This window comes from Magnetospirillum sp. SS-4 (genome assembly GCF_902729425.1).
GTDB lineage: Bacteria > Pseudomonadota > Alphaproteobacteria > Rhodospirillales > Magnetospirillaceae > Phaeospirillum.
The window spans coordinates 1-16,835 of record NZ_CACVCH010000061.1 but is presented as its reverse complement, the minus strand read 5'-3'; the positions used below and the strand labels follow the sequence as shown (position 1 = coordinate 16,835).

15 protein-coding genes and 1 pseudogene are annotated in these 16,835 nt (G+C 64.5%); 12 read left to right on the top strand and 4 right to left on the bottom strand.

Translation table 11 applies throughout. The features are described 5' to 3' along the window. The first annotated feature begins 101 nt into the window (after positions 1-101). From galE to MTBSS4_RS11030, 6 genes are all read left to right on the top strand, one after another. Entirely contained in the window at positions 102-1,109 is a 1,008-nt protein-coding gene (gene galE / locus MTBSS4_RS11055; protein WP_173983464.1) for a UDP-glucose 4-epimerase GalE, read from the top strand. Further along, a complete protein-coding gene (locus MTBSS4_RS11050; RefSeq protein WP_173983463.1) occupies positions 1,096-2,085 on the top strand; it encodes an HD-GYP domain-containing protein in 990 nt (329 codons plus the stop codon). The genes galE and MTBSS4_RS11050 overlap by 14 nt, the downstream gene beginning before the upstream one ends. Next, positions 2,082-3,155 (top strand): endo-1,4-beta-xylanase, encoded by a 1,074-nt coding sequence (locus MTBSS4_RS11045; RefSeq protein ID WP_173983462.1) that lies wholly within the window; start codon positions 2,082-2,084, stop codon positions 3,153-3,155. Before MTBSS4_RS11050 ends, MTBSS4_RS11045 begins: the two co-directional genes overlap by 4 nt. A gap of 117 nt (positions 3,156-3,272) precedes the next feature. Further along, entirely contained in the window at positions 3,273-4,493 is a 1,221-nt protein-coding gene (locus MTBSS4_RS11040; protein ID WP_173983461.1) for an HlyD family secretion protein, read from the top strand. Then, the gene (locus MTBSS4_RS11035; protein WP_173983460.1) at positions 4,480-6,426 is read left to right on the top strand and encodes a glycosyltransferase; all 1,947 of its coding nucleotides are present in this window, start codon (positions 4,480-4,482) and stop codon (positions 6,424-6,426) included. Before MTBSS4_RS11040 ends, MTBSS4_RS11035 begins: the two co-directional genes overlap by 14 nt. Positions 6,427-6,510: 84 nt before the next feature. After that, positions 6,511-9,612, top strand: coding sequence for an EAL domain-containing protein (locus MTBSS4_RS11030; RefSeq protein WP_173983459.1), 3,102 nt, complete (start codon positions 6,511-6,513; stop codon positions 9,610-9,612). Positions 9,613-9,615: 3 nt separating this feature from the next. Here the strand turns inward: MTBSS4_RS11030 and MTBSS4_RS22370 are convergent. Further along, positions 9,616-9,717 (bottom strand): annotated as a pseudogene (locus MTBSS4_RS22370) (IS110 family transposase); the annotation flags it as partial. Positions 9,718-9,850: 133 nt separating this feature from the next. On the opposite strand from MTBSS4_RS22370, the gene MTBSS4_RS11025 reads away from it, so the two are divergent. The 4 genes from MTBSS4_RS11025 (at position 9,851) to MTBSS4_RS11010 (ending at position 14,831) form a co-directional block, all read left to right on the top strand. After that, a complete protein-coding gene (locus MTBSS4_RS11025) occupies positions 9,851-10,486 on the top strand; it encodes a hypothetical protein (protein ID WP_173983458.1) in 636 nt (211 codons plus the stop codon). Between the two features lie 176 nt (positions 10,487-10,662). After that, on the top strand, positions 10,663-13,755 hold the full coding sequence (locus MTBSS4_RS11020; protein ID WP_173983457.1) for a toprim domain-containing protein: 3,093 nt from the start codon (positions 10,663-10,665) through the stop codon (positions 13,753-13,755). A 376-nt stretch (positions 13,756-14,131) separates the two neighbouring features. Continuing rightward, positions 14,132-14,368: a type II toxin-antitoxin system Phd/YefM family antitoxin gene (locus tag MTBSS4_RS11015; RefSeq protein WP_217425532.1), complete on the top strand. Its 237-nt coding sequence runs from the start codon at positions 14,132-14,134 to the stop codon at positions 14,366-14,368. Between the two features lie 4 nt (positions 14,369-14,372). Then, positions 14,373-14,831 carry a PIN domain-containing protein gene (locus MTBSS4_RS11010; protein ID WP_173983455.1) on the top strand — a complete coding sequence of 153 codons (459 nt, stop codon included), beginning with the start codon at positions 14,373-14,375 and terminating at the stop codon, positions 14,829-14,831. Between the two features lie 128 nt (positions 14,832-14,959). Here the strand turns inward: MTBSS4_RS11010 and MTBSS4_RS11005 are convergent, their stop codons facing one another. The 3 genes from MTBSS4_RS11005 to MTBSS4_RS10995 form a co-directional block, all read right to left on the bottom strand. Further along, positions 14,960-15,157, bottom strand: a complete 198-nt coding sequence (locus MTBSS4_RS11005) for a hypothetical protein (protein WP_173983454.1) — start codon at positions 15,155-15,157, stop codon at positions 14,960-14,962. Positions 15,158-15,167: 10 nt separating this feature from the next. Further along, complete coding sequence (locus MTBSS4_RS11000) at positions 15,168-15,731, bottom strand: DUF3489 domain-containing protein (protein ID WP_173983453.1); 564 nt, start codon at positions 15,729-15,731, stop codon at positions 15,168-15,170. Between the two features lie 99 nt (positions 15,732-15,830). Continuing rightward, positions 15,831-16,052, bottom strand: a complete 222-nt coding sequence (locus MTBSS4_RS10995) for a hypothetical protein (RefSeq protein ID WP_173983452.1) — start codon at positions 16,050-16,052, stop codon at positions 15,831-15,833. Positions 16,053-16,248: 196 nt separating this feature from the next. Between MTBSS4_RS10995 and MTBSS4_RS10990 the strand changes: the two genes are divergently transcribed. Then, positions 16,249-16,446: a hypothetical protein gene (locus MTBSS4_RS10990; protein ID WP_173983451.1), complete on the top strand. Its 198-nt coding sequence runs from the start codon at positions 16,249-16,251 to the stop codon at positions 16,444-16,446. Then, positions 16,443-16,835, top strand: a 393-nt coding sequence (locus MTBSS4_RS10985) for a DUF2924 domain-containing protein (RefSeq protein WP_173983450.1), incomplete at its 3' end; no start/stop codon positions are given. The genes MTBSS4_RS10990 and MTBSS4_RS10985, both read left to right, overlap by 4 nt.

The window sequence follows — 16,835 nt, the reverse complement described above, 5'->3', positions numbered from 1 at the left end:
TTTCGCATTTTGCGAAGCGATTCGAGGAAAACCGGCCTGAAATCTTGTGCACGGCTCTTGCACTCATCAGCGGAAGTCACATTTTCGCGAGGGTTTCGGCCATGCTCCCCACCATTCTGGTTACCGGCGGTGCCGGCTATATCGGCAGCCACACCTGCAAGGCGCTTTCCGAAGCCGGCTGGCTTCCCGTCGCCTATGACGATCTGTCCAACGGTCACGATTGGGCGGTGCGCTGGGGACCTCTGGAGGTGGGCGACATCCGCGACCGGGATCGTCTGATCGAGGTTATCCGACGTCACAATCCGGTGGGGATTCTGCATTTCGCGGGATTGATCGAAGCCGGTCTTTCGGTCACCGAGCCCATGCGGTTCTACGATGTCAATGTGAGGGGAACCATGGCGCTGCTCGAGGCGATCATGGCCACCGCCCCTATCCCCCTGGTGTTCTCCAGTACCGCCGCCGTTTACGGCACGCTGGAGCGTTCACCCGCCGACGAGACCCATCCCCTGGCCCCGGTCAGCCCCTATGGCCGCAGCAAGCTGATGGTCGAACAGATGATCACCGACCTCGCCCACGCCAAGGGTCTGAATTGGACGGCGCTGCGCTATTTCAATGCCGCCGGCGCCGATCCCGAAGGGGAGCTGGGAGAGGCCCACCAGCCCGAGACCCACCTGATACCCCTAGCCATCGAGGTGGCGGTCGGGAGGCGTAGCGCCTTTACCCTGTTCGGCAAGGATTATGACACTCCGGACGGAACCTGCGTGCGCGACTTCATCCATGTGGCCGATCTGGCCCGCGCCCATGTGCTGGCCCTCGGGAGGCTGCTGCATGGCGGCTGGTCCACAGCCCTCAATCTGGGAACCGGGCGGGGCTATTCGGTGCGCCAGGTGATCAAGGCCGTGGAAGAGGTCTCCGGGCGGAAGGTTCCCGTGCTGGTCCGCGACCGGCGCCCCGGCGATCCGCCGTCCCTGGTCAGCAACAGCGACCGCGCCCACAAGGTTCTCGGCTGGGCGCCCATCCGCAGCGGTTTGGACGATATCGTCGCCGATGCCTGGAACTGGAACAGCCGTCACTTCGAGATCAAGGAGGCCCGCCATGCCCTGGGATGATCATATGGCGCACGACACGCGCTTCGACGACATCCTCGCCATGGTGCGGCGGAACAATCCGTCCATCTCCCGGCTGGGTTTCATCTACGCCCGAGAGACCTGGGTGGAGGTTTCCGGCGGTGGCCTGACCGAGATCATCAAGGGGCGTTACCCGGGTGAGGTGAGTTGTGATGGTGAGAGAGGGGCAATGTCGCGAGGCGCCTTTCCCGTCTTCCGCCATGGGGAACTGTCGGGAGTGGCATGGTTCGATGCGGTGCTGCCCCATTATTTTACGCCCCGTGTCCTGCGCGACCTCGAACCCTATTCCGCCCTGGTGGAGACGGAAGCCCACAGCCGTCGTGACGGCAGTCGCCGCATCCGGTCTCTGGTCGGGCTGGCTCGGACCTTGGCCCGGCACCGTGATGACGACACCGGGGCGCACCTGAACCGGATGGGGCTCTACGCCCGTGAAATTGCTGGAGCACTGGCGCCCCGCCATGGGCTGTCCGACTCGTTCACCGAGCATGTCCATCTGTTTTCGCCGCTCCATGACATCGGCAAGATCGCAATCTCCGACCAGATTTTGCTCAAGCCGGGCCGCTACACGCCCGAGGAGTTCGACGTCATGAAGAATCATCCGATGTTCGGACTGGATATGGTTGATGAGATCGGACGGCAATTGAATGATAGCTCGGGCGAGGATATTTCCCTGCTCCGCCAGATCGTCCGTCATCATCACGAGAACGTGGATGGCACGGGCTATCCTGACAGGCTCCACAAGGATGAGATCCCTCTGGCCGCTCGGATCGTCGCGGTTGCCGATGTGTTTGACGCAATCAGTTCCCCGCGTCCTTATAAGCCTGCATGGCCCCTGGATCGCGTAATCGACTATCTCGTGGAAAATGCGGGGCGCAAATTTGACACGGGAGTGGTGGGAGCTTTCCTAAGCCGTCTGGATGCGGTTAAGGCGATCCAAGCCCAATACGCCGAGGCATGAGCCTGTCCCGCCGCACCTTCGTGGCCGGAGCCCTGGCGCTCTCCGGAGCGCCTCTCGCCAGGGCGGCGGAGCCGTTGCGATCCCTGGCCGCCCGGCAGGGGATCGAATTCGGTTGCGCCATCTCCTCGCGCCATCTGGGCGAGGCCGATCTCATGGAATTGGTCTCGCGGGAGTGCGCCGGGATCGTTCCCGAGGGCGAGGGCAAGTGGGCTTCCCTGCGACCGAGCCAGGATATTTTCAATTTCGCGCCACTGGATGCCATTGCCGGCCTCGCGCGCGGGCGAGGTCTGGCCCTTCGCGGCCATACCTTGCTGTGGCAGCATTCACTGCCAGATTGGCTTGCGCGCATCCTGTCCGATACACCGGAGCGGGCCGAGGAAGTCCTCATCCACCATGTGGATCGGGTGGTGCGCCGCTACGGGGGATTCATCCGCTGCTGGGATGTGGTCAACGAGGTCTTGGGTGATGGCGGTCTGCGCCCTGGTCCTTGGGTGGATGCCCTGGGACTGGAAGCCGTGACCATCGCCTTTGCCGCCTCCCGTGCCGCGTCGCCCAATACCCGGCTGATCCTCAACGAGACAGCCATCGAATCGGCCGCCGGGCCCCATGCACAGCGGCGTCATGCCCTGCTGAAATTGATGGAGACGTTGCTCTCCCGTGGTGTTCCCATGGACGGGCTGGGCATCCAGGCTCATCTCCGGTGCAGCGAGCCGATCGATCAGGGCGAACTGAGGAGGTTTCTCTCGGACGTGGGCGGCTTGGGGCTGGATATTCTGATCACCGAGCTGGACGTCAATGATGCCGAAGTGTCCGGAGATCCGGAACGGCGGGATCGGGTGGTGGCCGACCATGCATCGCGCTTCCTCGACGTGGTGCTCGACGAGCTGGCGGTGAAGTCGGTCTATTGCTGGGGCCTGAGTGACCGCCATAGCTGGCTGCATCACCATCCGGCGGGATGGCGGGCCGATGGCGCTCGAACCCGCCCTCTTCCCTTCGATGCCGGTCTTGTTGCAAAGCCTCTGGCCGGTGCGCTGGCCCGCGCCTTCGCCGGAGCGCGTTGGCGGCCCTGAATTCCCGGACTTGCTACGACATTGCATCGCATATTGCGAAAGTTTGTGGCTTTGGGGCCGATTTCGTCGGCATGGCCATTGCGTGGTGAGGGCCAGGACTTCCTGGAGTATCTCGCCATGACAATCAATTTCGGCAGAATGGCCCGAGGACTGGCTGGCGGCGGCATGCTCAGCCTGGGCGCCTGGCTGGTGGTGCCGCCGCTGCTCAACACCATCAGCATCGACGCGGTGGTCAATGCCCGTATCGTGGTGCTTCGCTCGCCCATCGAAGGCAAGGTGGAGCAAGGCGTTGCGCCGGTGGGGGCCGAGGTCATGGCCGGCCAGAAGATGGTAACCATCCTCAATGACCGCCAGGATGCCAGCTTCTCGGGTGAGCTGAAGACCGAGCGGGAAAGCCTGACCCGGCGGATCTCTGCTCTCGATGAGCAAAGCGCGGCTCTGAACGCCATGCTGGCGGACCTTGATGCTCGTGCGTCGGCTTATCGCAACTCCACCAGGATTCGGGCCTCGGGACGCTTGAACGAGGCCGAGGCCGGTCTGAAGGGAGTTCAGGCCCAAGCGGAGGAAGCCGCCTCGCGGGTCCGGCGTCATCGGATGCTGGCGGAAAAGGGCTTTATCGCCACCGCGCGCGTCGAGGAGAGCGAGGCCGCCCATCGCCTTGCCGCGGCCGAGGTGGACCGCCACAAATCCGAAGTGGCCCGCATGCGCGATGAGTTGCGCTCCATTGACGGGAACGTCTTTCTCGGGGACGGCCAGAACGACGTTCCCTATTCCCGCCAGCGCATGGATGAGGTCCGGCTGCGGCTTCAGGAAATTGCTGCCCGCCGGGATGAATACGCAACCCGCGTCGAGGCCATCGACCGCCAGATCACCGTGGAGACCGACCGTCTGCGGTACCAAGCCAGCTTCACCCAGCCCTCCCCCATTTCCGGCGTGGTCTGGCGTAGCTTTGTTACGCCGGGCACCGACGTGGTGATCGGGACCGAGCTGATGGAGGTTCTGGATTGCTCGAACCTTTTCCTCGACGTCTCGCTGGCCGAGAGGCACTTCGACAGTATCCGTCCCGGCAATGTCGCCGAAGTCCGCCTGATCGGCTCGGACGATGTCGTCGAGGGGGTGGTCAAGTCGGTGCGTGGTGCGGCTTCGGTGACTGACGACCGCCATCTGGCGGCGCGCCTGCCCGGCCGCAAGGACCGCGAGCTTCAAGTGATCATCACCCTTCCCAAGACCGTCGGCACCAATGCCGCCAACTTCTGCCAAGTCGGCCGCAGCGCCAAGGTGGTGTTCCAGTCGCGCCAGGCGGACAAGCCGCAGGAGGTCGCCCATGTCACCCACTGATCTGGCCGCCTGGGGCCTGTGCTTCGCCATCGCCGCCTTCTGCATCGGCGCCCTACCGGGGCTGCCCCGCAATGAAAACTGGGCCCGCTCTCTGGTCGCCGGGCTGATCGTTGCAACCGCCGCCCGCTACCTGTTATGGCGCTACACAAGGACGATCCCTGACCTGGACGCCGGAATCGGAACCTTCGCCTGGGCCTGGTTCTGCCTGCTGGCTGAGACGGCGGCGTTCGTGGAACTGGTGACGTTCATGCTGGTGCTGAGCAGGACCTCCAACCGCACGCCGGAAGCCGACCGCCATCAGGCCCGGCTGCAAGCCATGCTGGTGGACGCGCTTCCCGCCGTGGACGTCTTCATTCCCACCTACAACGAAGGCCCCGAAGTGGTGGAACGCTCCATCCTGGGGGCGCTGAGCATGGATTATCCCAAACTCACCGTCTGGGTTCTGGATGACGGCGGCCGGGACTGGCTGCGCGAGTTCTGCGATCGCCATGGTGCCCGCTATCTGCGCCGGACCGAGCGCAATCACGCCAAGGCCGGGAACATGAACCACGCGCTGGGCCATGCCACCGGCGATCTGGTGGCCATCTTCGACGCCGACTTCGTACCGAGGCGCAATTTCCTGTGGCGGACGGTGGGCTTCTTCGATGATCCGACCATCGGGATCGTCCAGACCCCGCAGCACTTCTTCAACCGCGATCCGGTGCAGAACAACCTGTCGCTTCAGCGCTGCTGGCCTGACGAACAGCGGCTGTTCTTCGACGTCATGGCCGCCGGGCGCGACGCCTGGAACGCGGCCTTCTGCTGTGGCGCCGGTTCCGTGGTGCGGCGCGAGGCGCTGGATGCCATCGGTGGCTTTCCAACCGCCTCCATCACCGAGGATCTGCTGACCACCCTGGCCATGCTGCGCAAGGGCTGGATCACCCGTTACCTCAACGAGCGTCTGGCCCAGGGCTTGGCGGCGGAAACCCTTGAGGCATTCTTCGTCCAGCGTCAGCGCTGGTGCCGGGGCGCGCTTCAGGCCATCTATCTGCCCGAAGGTCCGTTGGGGCGCGGGCTGTCATGGTTCCAGCGCATCATGTTCTTTCCGTTCAGCTGGATCATCCAGTATCCGGTGCGCATCCTGTTCCTGGCGGTGCCGGCGGTTTATCTGTGGACCGGCGTGACGCCATTGGTGCCGGAAAGGGCAGGGGAAACAGCAGCCTTCCTGCTGCCCGCCATGATCATGGCCTTCGCCGGCATGCGCTGGCTGGCGCCCGACACCTACATGCCGTTCCTGTCCACGGTGGCCAGCGTCTTTTCCTCGTTCCGTCTTCTGCCGACGGTGATCGCCGGACTGGTCCGTCCCTTTGGTGTCGGCTTCAAGGTGACGCCAAAGGGAAGCCTGACGGCCGGCGGTCAGGTCGATCTGCTGACCCTGTCGCTGCTTGGTCTGATGGGCGGCGTAACCGCCGGTGGCTTGGCCATCAACCTGATTCCGGAATGGCGTATTCTCAGTGCCGACGAGTTTTTTCCCTATGCCTCCGGCTGGGCGATGCTCAATCTTTCCATCGTCCTGGTCGCCTCGCTGCTGTGCTTCGAGGCCAAGCGTCATCGTAACGAGGAACGCTTTCCCGCCCAGGACGCCGCATCCCTGCTGGCCGACGACATCAGGCGGCCCTGCCGCATTCTCGACCTGTCTCTGGCCGGGGCGCGGGTGGCCGTTGAGGGGGGATTGCCTGACGAGATCACTCTGGATTTGCCAGAGGTAGGGCGACTGCAATGCCGGATCGTGCGCCGCGGCAGCGATTTCATCTGCGTCAACTTTTCCGGCCCCGGGGATGATGAACTGGCGGGACTGGTCCGTTCCATTTACGGCGCGGGCCGCTCCAACGCCGTCGATCACCTTGAGCCCACGGAAGTGGTTCGCTCCCTGCTGGTTCGCCTTGCTTCCTGACCGGCAAGAAGAAGTCCTTTTGGGCGTTATGACCATTGGCTAATGCAAATGGTTTGGTACAGTTGTTCCGAGGGAGACGAGACCATGCCAACCCAATTGCCGACAGCAAATGATCCCGTCGCCAAGGGAGCGGCCTTCAAGATCCTGTCATTCGCCATACTTGCCTTCGGCCTGATCATCACCTGGCTAGGGTGGCGCGATTCCGAAGATGACGCCGTCCGCAGGACCGAGAGCCGGTTCAATGCGGCGGTATCCGAGGCCCGGACCCAGATACAGGTCCGCATGGCTCATTACGAGCAGGGGTTGTGGAGCGGTGTCGCCCTATTCGACTCCTCTTCGTCGGTATCCCGCGCCCACTGGAAAACGTTTGTCGAGCGGTTGCGTCTCCACGAGCGGTTCCCCGGTCTCCAGGGCATGGGCTATTCGACTCTGGTATTGCCCGCGGATTTGGGCCGGCATGTCCAGGCCATCCGCGATGAAGGTTTTCCTGAATATTCCCTCCGTCCCGGCGGAGAACGGGCGCTTTATTCCGCCATCATCTACCTGGAGCCGTTCAATCGCCTGAACCAGCGGGCTTTCGGCTTCGACATGTATTCCGAACCGACCCGCCGGACCGCCATGGATCTTGCCATCAATACCGGTCTGGCGGCCCTGTCTGGCAAGGTGACCCTGGTTCAGGAAGCGGAAGGCGAGCGCCAGGCGGGGGCCTTGATGTATCTGCCGGTCTATGGACGCGGCTTGCCGCTGGACACCGAGGCCGACCGGCGCGCCGCCATTCGCGGCTTCGTCTACTCGCCGTTCCGCATGAACGACCTGATGGCCGGAATCCTGGGGAGTGGCGCCGATACCCTGGCGCTCAGGATTTTTGACGGCGAGGCGACCCAGCCCGATGCCTTGATGTTCGACTCCCATCGCAAGGCGGTTCAAGGGACGGTCATTGACCGCTTTCGCCATGTGGAGACCATCGAGATCGCCAATCGCCGCTGGACGCTGGAATTCCGGGGCACCAGGCAATTCAGCCAAACTCTGGACCACAGCGACGCCCGCACCATCCTGGTCAGCGGGATTCTGATCAGCACGTTGCTGTTCGCCGTTTTCCAGGGACTTTCCCGCTCGCGCTCGCGCGCCGTGGCGCTGGCCCGGCAGATGACGCGCGACCTTACGGCCAGCGAGGCCCGAACGCGGGCCATCGTCGAGACCGTGGTGGATGCCATCATCACCATTGATGAAAAAGGCGAGGTGCAATGGTTCACGCCCTCGGCGGAGCGGATTTTCGGCTGGACCGCCGACGAGGTGATTGGCCGTAACATCAGCATGCTGATGCCGGAACCCTATCGGAGCGCCCATGACGGGTATGTCGAGCGGTTCTGCCGGACGGCTCAGGCCCGGGTGATCGGCATCGGGCGGGAAGTGACCGGCCTGAGGAAGGACGGGCTGACCTTTCCCATGGAACTCTCGGTGTCCGAGGTGAAACTGGACGGGCAGAGACTGTTTACCGGCATCGTCCGCGACATCACCGCCCGCCGCATGGCCGAGGCCGACCAGCGCCTTGCCGCCAGCGTCTTCCACAGCACCTCCGAGGGCATCATCATCACCGATACCCTGGGCACCATCCTGGCGGTCAATCAGGCATTCACCGACATTACCGGGTTCGAGGCGGAAGAGGCGGTGGGCAAGACGCCGCGGATCCTCAAATCCGACCACCATGATCAGGCGTTCTACGAGGGCATGTGGCATGTGCTGACCGAGACCGGCCAATGGTCGGGCGAGATCTGGAACCGCCGCAAGGACGGCGATGTCTTCCTCGAGCGCCAGACCATCAACATGATCCGCGATGACGAGGGCCGCCCCTACCGCTTCGTGGCGGTGTTCAGCGATATCACCGAGATGCGGCGCAAGGATGACCGCATCCGCCATTTGGCCTTCCACGATGCCCTCACGGGGCTGGCGAACCGGTCGCTCCTCAATGACCGGCTGGAGCACACCATCGCCCTGGCCCAGCGGGAGAAGCGGCGCATCGCCGTTCTGTTCCTCGACCTTGACCGCTTCAAGGCGGTCAACGACACCCTGGGGCATGACGTGGGAGACCAGTTGCTGCGCGTGGTGGCCAAACGGCTCCAGGATCTGGTGCGCACCACCGACACCGTGGCACGGCTGGGTGGTGACGAGTTCGTGATCTTGCTGGAAAACCCCGCCGACGAGAACGAGGTCGCCCATGTGGGCGAGCGCATCGTCGCCCTTATCAACCAGCCCATGGACTTCGACGGACAGCCGGCCCATGTGGGCACCTCCATCGGCATCGCCATGTTCCCGGAGGATGGCGCGGATGCCGTCAGCCTCATGAAGGGAGCCGATACGGCCATGTATGCCGCGAAGACCGCCGGCAAGAATACCTATCGATTTTTCAATAGCAGCATGACCGAACATGCCGACCAGCAGCGCCGCATGGAGATCGACTTGCGGCACGCCATCGACGAGGGGCAGTTCCAACTGCATTACCAGCCCAAGGTCTCCCTTTCCACCGGTGAGGTTCACGGGGTGGAAGCCCTGATTCGCTGGAACCGGCCTGACCGGGGCATCATTCCGCCGGGTGACTTCATCCCACTGGCCGAGGAGACAGGACTGATCGTGCCCATCGGCGAATGGGTGATGCGCGAGGCCATCCGGTTCGCCGCCGCCCACCCCAATCTCAAGGTCGCCATCAATGTATCGGCGGGCCAGTTCAAGAAAGGGAGGCTGCCCGAAACCCTGGCCGCCATCCTGGCCGAGCACGGCCTGCCCGGCTCGGCCATCGAGATCGAACTGACAGAGAGCATGGTCATGGCCAATCCGTCCCAGGTGATCGAAAGCCTGCAGGCGATTAGGAAATTGGGGGTAACCATCGCCATCGATGATTTTGGAACGGGCTACTCCAGCCTCAGCTATCTGCGCCGTCTGCCCATCGATACCCTGAAGATCGACCGCTCCTTCGTCCTGCACGCCGAAACCAACAGGGAGGACGCGGAGATCGTCCGTACCATCATCGCGCTGGGCAAGACGCTCGACATGGATGTGGTCGCCGAAGGTGTCGAGACCTTGGCGCAAGTGGCATTACTGAGTGAGTCCGCATGTGCCGTCGCCCAGGGCTTTCACTTTGCCCGCGCCCTGACGGAGACGGAATTGGAGACGTGGTTGACGGGGCGGTGAGGGCTCTTTCCGTGTCATGATGGCCCAGACGATCCGGGCGACCTTGTTGGCGATCGCCAATGTGACGAGGCGGGCTGGTTTGTGCTCCGGAAGTTGGTTTGCCCACCTGCTGACGGTGGTGGCTTTGCGTCGGGCATGCCACACCTAGCATCAATGTACACGTCCTTCATCGCTAAGGAGGTTGAACCCTTCCATCCGTTCGTTTTACGTTTCCCATAATGGCAATGGGAGGTGAGGCATGCTGATCGAACGGCTGGACCGGACGCAATGGACATTGGCCGAGGCAGTGGAGCACGTCCGGGGGCTGTTGGAGCCGCATCTGAAACCCACGGCACCGTCCTGGGTGCGCGACCAGCTTCCCGCCGGCACCAACGAAGCCCGGCATGAAATCCTGGTCGCCTTGCGCGACGGAGACCTTCACGCCACCGGCCGCCTGTCCACCCGACCCAACGGGACTTGGGCTCAGGGATCGCTGTGGCAGTTGCATTCCGGGCACCATACCGGCATCACCGTGGAGCACTGGCGCGGTGGCGACATTAACTGGCACCTGGGGGCCCTGACCGGCATCGAGACGCAGTTCATCGACATCCGGGTCGCCCGCTTCATGGTCCTGGCCATCTGGCCGGATCAGCCCCCGGCACCGGCCGAGCCGGGCGGATACCGGACGCCCTATCTCGACCTGCTCGACCGGGCCATCGCCCACTGGCGGATCACCGGGGAATCCCAGCCGAAGAAGGACAATTTGGTGGATTGGTTCCTGCAGCAGACGGTCGAGGGCGAACCATTGTCCGAGAATCTGGCCAGCGCCATGGCGACTCTGGTGCGGATGCCGTCGTCGCAGCGGGGCGGCGCCAAGCGCATGGGGGGTGGGTGAAACCTCTGACCCCACCAAGCCCCCCGCCGCCTTCACCGGTTCCGACGTTTCGCAATCGATAGCGACCTGATTTTTTCCGGAGTCTCCTGCCCCAGGGGATTCCGATTTCGCACCAACCCGCGCCCTCCGTTCGAGACCATCCCGACACCGGCAGCCTTACCGATGTGCGGGCGGGCTTGCACGAGCGCTGGCCGGACCTACTGCTCAATCTGCTGGGAAAACCCGTCAGCCGCATGGGCGGCGAATGGCGCTGGAACCGGCGCGGCAGTCTGTCGGCGGTGGTGGCGGGACAACGGGCCGGACAGTGGTTCGACCATGAAGCCGGGACTGGCGGCGGCCCCGTGGAGCTGATCCAGCGAGAACGTGGCGACGACTGGCAGGCGGCGGCGGATTGGGCGCGGCGGTGGCTGGGACTGGAGCGGACGGCTCCATCGCCCCCCAGGAGGAAGGACCCCGAACCGGCCGCTGACGATGCCCGACATTCCCGCGCCCGCATTGCCGCCCGGACCCTCTGGGACATGGCCGCCCCGGTGGCGGCGGACCATCCCTATCTGCGTCGCAAGGGCGTCGCCCCGCACGACCTGCGTCAGGATTCCGCCGGGCGTCTGGTCATCCCGCTGATCGACCTGGATGAGACGATCCACACCATCCAATGGATCGACGGCGACGGCACCAAACGCTTCCTCAAGGGCGGAGCCAAGGCCGGACATTTCGCCCGCATCGGCCCGCCGCTGGGCACGGCCCCCAGGGTGGTGATCTGCGAAGGCTGGGTCACCGGCGCCTCGATCCATGACGCCACAGGGCTGCCGATCGTCGCCGCCATGGATGCCGGAAATCTACGGCCGGTGGCGACACGGATTCGGCAGCGTTACCCCGCTCTCGACATCATCGTCGCCGCCGACAACGACCTCAAGCCCGACCGGGATGCCAATCCCGGCCTGGCCGCCGCGACACATGCCGCCGAGGCGGTGGGCGGGCGGCTGGCCGTTCCGCCGCTGCCGGGGGATTTCAACGACCTGGCGCTTGGCCTCGGCGCGGACGAGGTCCGGCACCGCATTGCCGCCGCGACTGCTCCATCCACTCCGGCCCCGGCCTATCCGGCTCCCACCCTGTCGGTCGCCGAGGCTCGGGCGGCATTGGAGGAGCGGATCAACGTCTTCATGGCCGAAGTGGTCACCTGCTGGCAGGGTGTCGGCATCGATCTCAACCCGCCGCCCCAGTTGGCACTGCCGGTGGATGTCGGCCTGGGCAAGACCTCGGTGGCCCGTCGGGCCATCACCTCTGTACTGGTGGACGGCCTGCCCGGCGGAGGCAAGATCGTCATCGCGCTGCCCCGCCATGATCTGGGATGTGAGCAGGTGGCGGCCTTCGCCGCTCTCGGGGTGGCAGCCATGGTGTGGCGGGGCCGTACCGCGCCTGATCCAACGCCGGACGATCCCGAACGCCTGATGTGCCTGGACCCGGCTGCCCAGTTCGACGCGCTGGAGGTGGAGCAACCGGTCGAGCAGGCCGTGTGCAAGCTCAAGCGGAAGGGAACGCTCCACATCTGCCCCCATTACCATGTCTGTGGCTACCAGCGGCAGAAGGCCGAGGCCCAGGCGGCGAGCGTCATCCTGTGCGCCCATGACAGCCTGTTCCACCAGAAGCCCGCCGCCATCGGCACCGCCCGCCTACTGGTGATCGACGAGGCGTTCTGGCAGGCCGGATTGCGCGGCATCGACGGGCGGGCGGTGCTGTCGCTGGATGGCCTCAGTCCCGCCGGGGTGCTGTGCTACGATGTCCTGAACAGGCCCGACTGGGATGTCACCGCCGATCTGGTCGAGGCCCGGCGGAAATTGCATTGCATGCTCACCACCCACGACAAGGGCATGATTACCGTTGCCGCGCTTCGCGCCAGCGGCCTGAGCGCCAAAACGTGCCGGATTGCCTCCGGGCTGGAGCGGCGGCGTCTGCGCAATCCCGGCCTGCTGCCGGGCATGAATGCGGGCCAGCGGATGGACCGCATCCACAAGGTGCTGCCACCTGCGGACGAACCATGGGCGCCACCTGGGCGAGCGGCCGCGCTGTGGACCCTGCTGGCCGATGCCCTCGACGGAGACCACGATGCCGCCGGGGTGACGCTGTTCGATGACCAGACCAAATCGGGCAGCGTGCGGTCGTTGCGCCTTGCCTGGCGGGCGCCATTGCGGGAAGGATGGGCCGACGGAGTGCCGGTGCTGCATCTCGACGCCACCCTGAGTGAGGAATTGGTCCGCCCCTATCTGCCGGACATGGTCTTCGCCCCGCCGGTCCTGGCGCGGCAGCCCCATGTTATCGTCCGGCAGGTTCTGGACGCTCCGACCTCGGCCAAGGCGCTGTGCCCGCCGGAAGCAGCGCGCGACCGCGACCGGGCTGCGGCCGAGACTCATCGGCGTGATATCGCCGCCATCATCGCCCTGCGCGCCGCCGCCCTGCGTGGCCGTGGCAGGGATGGTCCCGATCTTCTGGTGATCGGCCAGAAGGACACGCTCGACCATCTGCGGACCAGCGGTCTGCCTGCCAATGTAGATGTGGTCCATTTCAATGCGCTGAGCGGCCTTGACCGCTGGGGTGGGGTGGCCGGCATGCTGATCCTGGGACGCACGCTGCCGAGTCCGGCGGCGGTGGAGCATCTGGCCCGAGCCATGACCAATCGCCCCGTCGAAGCGGCTGGCGGGCGGTCCTGGTGGTATGGCGAAAGCAAACGGGCGATCCGTTTGGCCGATGGCGGCACCCAAATCCTGCCGGGCGATCATCATGCCGATCCTCTGGCCGAGGCCATTCGGTGGAGCATCTGCGAGGCGGAACTGATCCAGGCCATCGGTCGTGGACGCGGTGTCAACCGGACCTCCGAGACGCCGCTGGAGGTGGACTTACTGACCGACGTGGTTCTGCCGGTCACCATCGACACGGTGCTGTCCTGGGACGAGGCCCGCCCCGGCCGCACCGATATCATGGCCACCCATGGGGTGATGCTGGACAACGCCGCCGACCGGGCGCGGTGCTTTCCCGATCTGTGGCCGACACCCGAGGCAGCGAAGCAGGACCGCTGGAGGAGGGTAACAAACTGCTATTATAGGAATATCTCTAATAGCGAGATGTTACGGTCCTCGGTCACAGCGACCTACCAGCCCGCCGGTGCCGGGCAGAAGCCCCGACGGGCAATGTTCGATCTGGATATGATCAAAGACCCGAAGGCGTGGCTGGAACAGCGCCTCGGGCCTCTGGTCCGATGGGATGTGGAAGAATAACGCATCGCCCACCAAAAGTAGTGCTCGTGACGCTTTTGGGTCCTCCCTGGCACTTTTGCTATACGGGGGGCAACAGCGCCGAATATCGCTAGCGACAGGCAAAAAATCTGGGTTACCACCCAGGTTTCCAGTTACCACCATGGCCACCGGAAACATCAGGATTTATGAGGTGTTGAGGGTGGTAGCCGGGGTGGAAACCATGGTGGTAACCACCCGCTGGAAACTACCCAAAAACCCCCCGAATGGGTGGTTTTGTGGTAACTGCCCGAATGGGTAGGCGCCGCCCGGCCTGTACCACCTCGTCTCGAAGAAAGGTTGCAGGGCCATCGGCCGCCATGTAGTGTTTATCACTACATCTTCCGCCATGGAGAACTCGATGCGCACCATTCCCGCCGCCGATGCCAATCGCGAGTTTTCGAAGCTTCTTCGCGACGTGAGCGAAGGCGAGACCATCGTGGTTACATCGCGCGGCAAGCCGGTGGCGCGGATATCGCCCGTGGGCGAAGCCGACCTGCCGGGACGGGACAGCGCTCGAGCTGCGCTGTTGATGCGCCTGCGCGAACAGCCTGCCATCGGGGCCACCTGGACCCGTTACGAGTTGTACGAGGGCTGATCCCATGCTGGCGCTCGACACCAACGTCCTGGCCTATGCCGAGGGCGTCAACGATGCCCGCCGCCAGGCTCGCGCCTTGGAGATCATCGCGGCCCTGCCATCGGGCATGGCGCTGGTTCCGGTGCAGGTTCTTGGAGAACTGCATCGTGTGCTGACGGTCAAGGCCAGCCGCACGCCCGAGGCCGCGCGGGATGCCATCTTGTCGTGGATGGATGCTCTGATCTGTCGGGATACATCGTCTTCCGCCCTGCTGTCGGCGCTGGACCTGGTGGCCGATCACCGGCTGTCGTTCTGGGATGCACTGATCCTGGCCGTCGCCGCCGAGGCCGGATGCCGTCTGCTGCTGACCGAGGATTTGCACGAAGGATTTACCTGGCGCGGGGTGACCGTGGTCAATCCGTTCGCGGACAACATCCATCCCTTGCTCACCGGCATGATGAGCGCCGCCGACCCACTCCACTGATCCCATTCGACACGGACGAGGACCATGGTGAGCCGCCATCGAAATTATCGCCTCGACCACCATCAAGTTCAGCGCAACGGCGGCGCTGAAGAAGGCGCTCTGATGGTTCCGACCGAGGTCAAGCGCCATCAGGGCAGTTCATCCATATCGGTGACGTGGGAATCGCCCCTGTTCCAGGACCCCTCGTCGAGTTCCCACTCGGTATCGGCGCTGGCGTACAGCGTGTCGAATGCTGCCGCTTCAGCCAGTTCGGGCGTTTCCGCTTCGACCTCGACCAATGTGCTTTCGGTGACGTCGCGGGTGATGATGACGCGATAGCGGGGCATGGGCCGGTCCTCAACCAACCAGCCGGTAGGTGCGGCCTCTGGCTTCATGTTTCTCGCTGGTGACCGTCAGGCCCAGTTTCTTCTTCACCGTGCCTGCGATAAAGCCCCGGATGCTGTGCGCCAACCATCCGGTCTCCGCCATGATCTCAGCAATGCTGGCCCCCTCGGGCCGCTTCAGCATGGCGATCAGGGCCTCCTGTTTGGTGCCCTCGCGGGGCTTGCGCGGCCTGTTCGCGCCCAGGGCTTCCGAGGGCGGGGTTTCCGGCTGGTCCGCCATGTCCGCCGCCGACACCACTTCCGGAACCGTCTCCGCCCCCGCGTCGGCATCCATGCCCAATGCCTCGTAAGCGGTGGGTGTGGCCCGCAGGGTGAGCGGGGGGCCGTCCTCATCCTCGCGCCAGACCGGGGCGCCGGGTTCGGCAGGGATTTCCTCGGCCAGTTCCTTCTTGATCAGGCTGGTCAGCACCATCTTCACCGCGCCCCCCTTCAAGGCGGCGGTGATCGGCAGCAGGAAGCCGCCTTCGCGGGCGCAGGCGGTGGACAGAATGACGGCTTGGGTATCGGACAACGACATGGTGGTTCCCTCCGGGATGCGACGCGGGACCGTCCCGCGCCTGCACCACCCCAAACCCCGCCAGCGTGACGCCGGACGGGGTGGTACGGAGCTGATCGGCTACTCGGCGAACTCGCCCTCGTGGAAGGCGCTGTCGGAGATCCGCTTCAACATCTCGGCGTAATGGGCCAGGGTGCCGACATGGCCCCAGGTGATCTCGTCCGGTGACCAGTTGAAGTGGTCGGCGCTCAATTCCTGAAGCCGGGCCAGCATGGCATCGAATTCGGCCTTCCTGGCAAAAAGGGCGTCGATAACCTTGGCGCTGTCGATGTGCTTCATCATGGCTTCCTCCGTTGCTGGCGAAGCCATCCATCGCTCTGTCGGTGGCATCTATCAAGCGGAGAAAGTCCTCTCCTGGGCTCTTGGGTGGAACGGTTCACCTCCTTGCCCATTCCAGTGGGATCACCGGTTTAGACGTATCGGTGGATAGGGCACGTCCATAGCCTCGCGCCACCCGAGACAGGCCGATGACATTCCAATGCACAACGCCCTTCATCCCGATCGCATGACCCAGCCTGAGCGCCTCGACGAGGTCGCCGACATCCTGGCCACTGGCCTGATCCGGCTGAAGGCGCGGAAGTCCAGTCGTCTATCTGCTGACCGCGGAGAGAGTTCCGTCGACTTCACGGCCCGCCAGAGCGGTCATGTCCCCGTCAACCGACGGAGGAAATCATGACCGAGGAACCCCTGCTGGCCCGCCTTGCCGCCCTGAAGATCGCACCAATCCCCGACCTGAAGACGCTGTGGCGCGACCTGTTCGAGGCCGAGGCGCCGCCCTACAACCGCACCTTCCTGGAAAGCCGCCTGGCCTACCGCCTTCAGGAACTGGCCTATGGCGGGCTGGCGGTCACCACCATCGCCCGCCTGGAAAACATGGCCGAGGATTTCGACACCACCAAGGGCCGTCGCAAGAAGGAGTTGGACCGCCCCATCGCAGGCACAAGGCTGGTGCGCGAATGGAAGGGTGTCGAGCATTGCGTCACCGTGCGCGAGGACGGCTTCGAATACCAGGGGCGCCCCTACCAGTCGCTGTCGGCGGTGGCTCGCGCCATTACCGGCACCCGC